The 7,009-nt window shown below is 72.5% G+C and carries 9 protein-coding genes; 7 read left to right on the plus strand and 2 right to left on the minus strand.

The window, feature by feature from the left end; translation table 11 throughout:
• Positions 1-42 precede the first annotated feature (42 nt).
• From NS354_RS09955 to NS354_RS09965, 3 genes are read left to right on the plus strand one after another with little or no spacing between them, the layout of a single operon-like run.
• Complete coding sequence (locus tag NS354_RS09955; RefSeq protein ID WP_058594355.1) at positions 43-888, plus strand: ABC transporter permease; 846 nt, start codon at positions 43-45, stop codon at positions 886-888.
• Positions 885-1,727, plus strand: coding sequence for an ABC transporter permease (locus tag NS354_RS09960; protein ID WP_058594356.1), 843 nt, complete (start codon positions 885-887; stop codon positions 1,725-1,727). The genes NS354_RS09955 and NS354_RS09960 overlap by 4 nt, the downstream gene beginning before the upstream one ends.
• Complete coding sequence (locus NS354_RS09965; protein WP_058594357.1) at positions 1,724-2,818, plus strand: ABC transporter ATP-binding protein; 1,095 nt, start codon at positions 1,724-1,726, stop codon at positions 2,816-2,818. Before NS354_RS09960 ends, NS354_RS09965 begins: the two co-directional genes overlap by 4 nt.
• 161 nt (positions 2,819-2,979) lie before the next feature.
• On the opposite strand, the gene NS354_RS09970 is transcribed toward NS354_RS09965, so the two are convergent.
• The gene (locus tag NS354_RS09970; protein ID WP_058594358.1) at positions 2,980-3,414 is read right to left on the minus strand and encodes a nucleoside deaminase; all 435 of its coding nucleotides are present in this window, start codon (positions 3,412-3,414) and stop codon (positions 2,980-2,982) included.
• Between the two features lie 56 nt (positions 3,415-3,470).
• Here NS354_RS09970 and upp point away from each other — a divergent pair, with 56 nt between their 5' ends.
• The 3 genes from upp (at position 3,471) to NS354_RS09985 (ending at position 5,995) form a co-directional block, all read left to right on the plus strand.
• Positions 3,471-4,109, plus strand: a complete 639-nt coding sequence (upp, locus tag NS354_RS09975) for a uracil phosphoribosyltransferase (protein WP_010155946.1) — start codon at positions 3,471-3,473, stop codon at positions 4,107-4,109.
• Positions 4,110-4,482: 373 nt separating this feature from the next.
• Positions 4,483-5,178: a winged helix-turn-helix domain-containing protein gene (locus NS354_RS09980; RefSeq protein WP_010155945.1), complete on the plus strand. Its 696-nt coding sequence runs from the start codon at positions 4,483-4,485 to the stop codon at positions 5,176-5,178.
• A gap of 130 nt (positions 5,179-5,308) precedes the next feature.
• Positions 5,309-5,995 carry a DUF4870 domain-containing protein gene (locus tag NS354_RS09985; RefSeq protein ID WP_153002176.1) on the plus strand — a complete coding sequence of 229 codons (687 nt, stop codon included), beginning with the start codon at positions 5,309-5,311 and terminating at the stop codon, positions 5,993-5,995.
• 151 nt (positions 5,996-6,146) lie between these two features.
• Here NS354_RS09985 and NS354_RS09990 read toward each other — a convergent pair whose 3' ends face one another.
• Positions 6,147-6,485, minus strand: coding sequence for a TIGR02611 family protein (locus NS354_RS09990; RefSeq protein WP_058594360.1), 339 nt, complete (start codon positions 6,483-6,485; stop codon positions 6,147-6,149).
• 69 nt (positions 6,486-6,554) lie between these two features.
• Here NS354_RS09990 and NS354_RS09995 point away from each other — a divergent pair.
• Positions 6,555-7,009 (plus strand): aminotransferase class I/II-fold pyridoxal phosphate-dependent enzyme (locus NS354_RS09995; protein ID WP_193750760.1); only part of this gene is annotated, 455 nt, incomplete at its 3' end.

Genomic DNA, 7,009 nt, shown 5'->3' on the forward strand with positions numbered 1-7,009 from the left:
CACCCACCCCGCCCCCGCTCTGCCGACCCTTCCGGAGCCCACGTGAAACGCCTCGCATCGGTGATCGGGCTCGTCCCGTTCACCGCGTACATCCTGCTCTTCCTCGCCGTGCCCACCGTCCTCGCCGTGAGCAGCGGCTTCACCGACGCCGGCGGCTTCACCCTCGCGAACCTGCAGGTGCTCGCCGCCCCGGCGACACTCGGCGCCTTCGGTGCGAGCGTGCGGGTGAGCGGCATCACCGCCGTCGTCGGCGCCGTGGTCGGCGCGATCCTCTGCTGGGCGCTCGCCGCCCTCCCCGAGCGCGGGCCGCTGCGCCGCGTCATCGACGCCGCGAGCTCGGTGCTCGCGCAGTTCGGCGGCGTGATGCTCGCGTTCGCCTTCGTCGCGACGATCGGCATCCAGGGCCTCGTCACCGTCGGCCTGCGCGAGCGGCTCGGCATCGACATCTACGCCGAGGGCGTGTGGCTGTACGAGCTGCCCGGGCTGATCCTCCCCTACCTCTACTTCCAGGTGCCCCTCATGGTCATCACCTTCCTGCCCGCGGTCGTCGCGCTGAAGCCGGGCTGGGCGGAGGCGGTCGCGACGCTCGGCGGCGGCAGCCTCACCTACTGGGGGCGCGTCGGGCTCCCCGTGCTCGCACCCGCCTTCTTCGGCTCCCTGCTGCTGCTCTTCGCCAACGCCTTCTCGTCGTACGCGACCGCCGCAGCGCTCATCAGTCAGGGCTCCCAGATCGTGCCGCTGCAGATCCGCGCCGCACTCATCGGCGAGACGGGCGGATCGAACTCCGCCACCGCAGGCGTGCTCGCCCTCGGCATGATCCTCGTGATGACCGTCGTGATGCTCGCCTACAGCAGGCTCATGGCCCGGGCCGGGCGGTGGCAGCGATGAGCGCGCGCGTGCCCGGCCGACCGTCGCGGGGCGTCGCGTACGCCGTCGTCTCGCTCATCGGCCTCGTCTTCCTGATCCCGCTCGCCGCGATGCTCGAGTTCACCCTCCGGCAGACCTCGGGCGGGTACGGCCTCGACCATTGGGCGGGGCTGTTCGACCCCGAGAATGCGCGCACCTACCGGCCCCTCTTCCAGGGGCTCGGCAACTCGTTCGCGCTCGCCGCACTCACCCTCGCCATCGTGCTCGGCGTGTTCGCCCCGACCATCGTGCTCGTGCATCTGCGCCACCCCCGGCTGGAGCGCGCCCTCGACCTGCTCACCGTGCTGCCCATCGCGATCCCCGCCATCGTGCTCGTCGTCGGCTTCGCGCCGATCTACCGCGTGCTCGGCACGATGGTCGGCTCGGGCGCCTGGACGCTCTCGCTCGCGTACGGCGTGCTCGTGCTGCCCTTCGCCTACCGCGCGATCGCCGCCGACCTGCAGGGCATCGATGCGCGCACTCGCGCCGAAGCGGCCCGCTCGCTCGGCGCCGGGTGGGGCGCCGTGCTGCTGCGCGTCATCGCCCCCGGCGTGCGCCGCGGCCTCCTCGCCGCGTCGCTCCTCACCATCGCGATCGTGCTGGGCGAGTTCACCGTCTCCTCGCTGCTCAACCGGATGACGCTGCAGACGGCGCTGCTGCAGATCTCCAAGTCCGACCCCTTCGTCGCCGTCGCGGTATCGTTGCTCTCGCTGGTCGGCGCCTTCGTCGTGCTGCTCCTCGTCAGCAGCACCGGGGGCGCGCCGCGCCGCAGCGCACGGCGCGGTTCCCGCCCCTCGACCCCTCAGGAGCCCCGATCATGAACGCCACCACGACCCAGACCCGAGCCGGCGCCGCGGTGCGCCTCGAAGCGGTGACCAAGGCGTACGGCGCGACCACGGTGCTGCACGGGATCGACCTCGCGCTCGAACCCGGCGAGCTCGTGTGCCTGCTCGGCCCGTCGGGGTGCGGCAAGACGACCGCGCTGCGCTGCATCGCCGGGCTCGAAGACGTCACCTCGGGCCGGGTGCGGATCGGCGATGACGATGTCACCGATGTGCCGGTCAACCGTCGCGACATCGGCATGGTGTTCCAGCAGTACTCCCTGTTCCCGCACCTGACCGTGGCCCGCAACATCGAGTTCGGGCTCGGCATGCGCCGAGTGCCGAAGGGCGAGCGGGCGTCGCGCATCGGCGAGATGCTCGAGATCGTCGGGCTCTCGCACCTCGCCGAGCGGTTCCCGCACGAGCTCTCGGGCGGTCAGCAGCAGCGCGTGGCGCTCGCCCGCGCGCTCGTCACACGGCCCCGGGCGCTGCTGCTCGACGAGCCGCTCTCCGCTCTCGACGCGAAGGTGCGGGTGCGGCTGCGCGAGCAGATCCGCGCCATTCAGACGGAGCTCGGCATCACCACCGTGTTCGTCACGCACGACCAGGAGGAGGCGCTCGCCGTCTCCGACCGCGTCGCGGTGATGGAGGGCGGCCGGATCGCGCAGCTCGGCACCCCCGAAGACCTGTACCGGCGGCCGGCGTCGCCCTTCGTGGCCGACTTCGTGGGGCTCTCGAACCGGCTCGCGGGCACGCGCGAGCAGGATCGCGTGAACGTGCGCGGCGCCCGGCTCCCGCTGATCGCGCCGGACGCCTCGGGCACCACCGGCGTCGCGGGCGCCCCGGTGACGGCGTATGTGCGGCCCGAGCACGTGCGGCTCGCCGTCGAGGCCCCGGGATCCTTCGCCTCGCCGCTGAGCGGCACGGTGCTGTCGAGCGGGTTCCTCGGGCCGATCCGGCGCACCGTGGTGCAGTTCGACGACGGCTCCGAACTCGCGTCGCAGCACGCCGCCGACGAGGTGTTCCGCGCGGGCGACCGCGTCGTGGTGTCGTTCGCCCCCGAGCCGGTGACGGTCGCGCCGCGCGCCTGACCGGGCGGCTGATCGGCCGCCCCGCTGCTCATCCTGCGAGCGGGGTCACTTTCCGTGGGTGTCGCGCGGCCGACACGCACGAGAAGTGACCCCGCTCGCAGAATCGGAGCGGCGGCACGGCAGCGGCGCGGCGGCGCGGTGCGGCGGCGGTGCGCCGACCGCTAGCGGCGGTGCTCGAAGAAGGCGCGGAGCAGGGCGGCGCACTCGTCGGCGCGCACTCCGCCCACCACCTCCGGCACGGCGTGCGGCAGACGCCCGTCGCGCAGCAGATCGTAGACGCTGCCCGCGGCGCCCGCCTTCTCGTCCCACGCCCCGATCACCACGCGCGGAATGCGGGCCGCGAGAATGGCGCCGGCGCACATGACGCACGGCTCGAGCGTCACGACGAGGGTGCACTCGTCGAGCACCCGGCTCCCGCGAGCTGCGGCGGCCTCGCGGATCGCGATGACCTCGGCATGGCCCGTCGGATCCGGCATCGCCTCGCGCATGTTGCGGCCCGCGCCGATCACCGCGCCGTCGGCGTCGAGCACGAGGGCGCCGACCGGGATCTCGCCCGCGTCGCCCGCGTCCCGGGCTGCGGCGAGGGCGAGGCCCATCGACGCCAGCTCCGAGCGCGATGGGGGGATGGGGGTCACGCCAATAGAATAGGCGCATGCGAGTCTTCGTTGCGGATCATCCCCTCATCACCCACAAGCTCACCGTGTTGCGCGACACGAAGACCTCACAGCCGACGTTCCGGCTCTTGATCGAGGAGCTCATGACGCTGCTCGCCTACGAGGCGACGCGCGAGGTGCGGGTCGAGCCGCACGCCATCGAGACGCCGGTCGCCCCGACCACGGGCGTGAAGCTGAGCGAGCCGCTGCCGCTCATCGTTCCGATTCTGCGCGCCGGGCTCGGCATGCTCGAGGGCATGGTGAAGCTGGTGCCCACGGCCGAGGTCGGGTTCCTGGGCATGGCCCGCGACGAGGAGACGCTGCAGCCCACGACGTACGCCGAGCGGTTGCCCGAGTCGCTCGCGGGGCGGCAGTGCTTCGTGCTCGATCCGATGCTCGCGACGGGCGGATCGCTGGCGGCCGCTATCAAGTTCCTGTTCGACCGCGGAGCCGACGATGTCACGGCGATCTGCGTGCTCGGCACCCCCGAGGGCGTCGAGGCGATCGAGCAGGCCGCCGGCGATCGCGAGGTGACGCTGGTGCTCGGCGCGCTCGACGACGGGCTGAACGAGCAGGCCTACATCGTGCCGGGCCTCGGCGACGCGGGCGACCGCCTGTACGGCACCGCGGGCGACTGACCGCGCCCTGATCGAGCAATTGCTCCTCTTGGCGCTTGACACCCGGAGCAATGCTTTGCTTAACTTGCGGTTATGCATGAGACCATTCGTCCCCAGTCCGCCTTCGAGGTGAACTTCGGGAACCCCGGCATGATGATGGCCGGGCAGAGTGTCATGCGTTGTCGAATGTGCATGTGAACGTCTTCTGAGCAGTACGTCCACCCGGCGACACGTCCCGTCGCCGCGATCACGGGGTGCCCTCCGCACCGAGCGCCGTCTCTCTCCGATCTGCGAGAGCCGCGCACCGTATCGCCCGCACCACCGGCCGATCACCGGCCGAAGCGTCGCGCACCGCAGCGCGGCACGCATTCGACACCTCCCTAAGGACATCATCATGAACGCCACCACGCAGACCCTCCGCGCCGCCCGCCCCGACCTCGCCGCCGACCTCGCCCCGCAGTCGGCGCCCGAACGCCGCGTTCCCGAGGGCACGGAGGTGCGCGGCTTCGCGCTCTACGTCGGCCTCGCTGACGACAAGATCGCCGACGGCGATCCGAAGCTCGGCGCCATCGTCACCCGCATCAAGCAGCTCGTCGCCGAACTCGCGCCCGCCGCCGAGACCTACGCCGCCGTCGCCCTCGCCCCCGAGCAGACCGGCGGTCGCGATGTCGACGTCGTGCGCCTCGCACTCGGCGACCCCGCCGCGGTGGCCCGTCAGAAGCAGCACGAGGCCGAGGAGCAGGATCACGCCGCCTCCGGCGTGATCCTCGACCTCTCGCGCAAGCGCGTGCTGCTCGACAACGTGACCGCCGCCCTCACCTTCCGCGAGTTCGAGCTGCTGCAGTACCTCGTGCTGCGCGAGGGCCGCACCATCAGCCGTGAGGAGCTCATCGCCGCGCTGTGGAGCGAGGGCAGTGATGAGGAGGTGCCGAGCGAGCGCACCATCGACGTGCACATCCGCCGCCTCCGCGTGAAGCTCGCCCAGTACCAGGACATCGTGCGCACGGTGCGCGGCACCGGCTACCGCTTCGACCGCCATGCCGACGTGGCGATCCTCCACACCGCGGCGCCGAGCCCCGACGCGTTCTAGGCGGCGCGGCGCACGTGCGGTGCGCACCGCCTCTCGCACGGCGGTTCCCGTGCGGCGCAAGCCGCTACCGCGACCCGATGCACCTGCGGTAGCCTCAAAGTCGCATCCTACGTCTTGAAGGAGACCGAACATGACTACGTTGCCCCCTGAGGATCAGCCCGGCCGCGAGCCCGCCGGCCACGGTGCAGGCGATCCCGCGCCGACGACGCCTCCGGCTCCGCCCGCTCCGCCCACCGTGCCGCAGGCTCCTCCGGCCGCGCCCTCGGCTCCCCCGGCAGCGCCCCAGTTCCAGGCGCCGCAGTACCAGGCGCCCAGCGGTCCGCCGGTCCCCCCGCAGGCTCCGCAGTACCAGCAGCCGCAGCAGCCGCAGCCGGGCTACCAGCAGCCGCAGCAGCCCCCGCACTACGGCGCTCCGGGCCAGACGCCGCCCCCCGGCGGCTACCAGCAGCCGCCCGCCGGGTACGGTCAGCCGGCCGCCGATCCCGCCACGAACGTGGTGCTCAACTACTGGCTGTCGGTCTTCTTCTCCTGGATCCCGGCACTCATCTTCTACCTGATCGACAAGGACAAGGGCGATCAGCGCGTGTACGCGTACCAGCGCGACAACCTGAACTTCTCGCTGCTGCGCGTGGGCGTCGGCGTGGTCACGTGGATCCTGGCCCTGATCCCCTACATCGGGTTCATCTTCGGGTTCCTGCTCGGCATCGGGTCGCTCGTGCTCTTCATCTTCCACATCATCGCCGCGGTGAAGGCGAGCGACGGCTTCCGCCGCGGCGAGCAGCCGGGCTTCATCTTCAACATCCCGCTCGTCAAGTAGCGCACCGCGCTCGGGCCTCGGCGCCTCGGACCTGCACACGCAGATCCGGGGCGCCGCCGCCGTTCCGGGGCGCGGCGTCTCCTCAGGGGCGCCGCGTCCGCTCAGGGGCGCCGCGTCTGCTCGGGGCGCCGCGTCTGCTCGGGGCGCCGCGTCACGTGCTGTACGCGGCGCGGCGCGCACGCCAGACGCGCCAGCGCTCCGTCACGCGCGCCACCGCCATGCGCACCCAGCCCAGAAGGCGGCGCGCCCAGTGGAACTCGGTGCCGAGGATCGCGAGCCCGAAGAACACGATGAGCCAGCCGGGCCCGGGCAGCGGCACCAGGATCAGCCCGGCGATCACGATGATCGCGCCGACCGCGGTGAGCGCAACACGGTAGAGGGCGTCGAGCCAGGGCACGCGTCTGATGAGCGCGCGCACGCGCGCCGCTCGCTGCCAGTGACGACGGCGCCCGCCGCCGGCGGCGGCTTTGTGCGGGTGCGGTGCGGGCATAGGGGGAGGCTACGGGGCGACGCTGGCAGCCCGCCGCATGCGAGGTGGGTGCGCGCTTAGACTGGGCGGATGAGCGAACGATGGCGATCGGTGGCGGCTGCGGCGGGGCTGGCGGGGGCCGACGGCTCCACCCGCCCCACGATCTTCGCCGAGATGACGGCGCTCGCGAACGAGACCGGCGCGGCGAACCTCGGCCAGGGATTCCCCGACGCCGACGGCCCCGAGTGGATTCGGCGCATCGCCGCCGAGGCGATCCTGACCGGCGACAACCAGTACCCGCCGGGGCGCGGCATCGCCCCACTGCGCGAGGCGATCGCGCAGCAGCGACGCCGCCGCACGGGCCTCGACGTCGACCCCGCCGCCGAGGTGCTGGTCACCGCGGGCGCGACCGAGGCGCTCGCCGCGGCGCTGCTCGCCTTCGCGGGGCCGGGCGACGAGGTCGTGACCCTGGAGCCGTTCTACGACGCGTACGCGGCGCTCATCGCGATGTCGGGCGCCGCCCACACCACGGTGCCGCTGCGCAA

This window comes from Leucobacter chromiiresistens (assembly GCF_001477055.1).
Taxonomy (GTDB): Bacteria; Actinomycetota; Actinomycetes; order Actinomycetales; family Microbacteriaceae; genus Leucobacter; species Leucobacter chromiiresistens_A.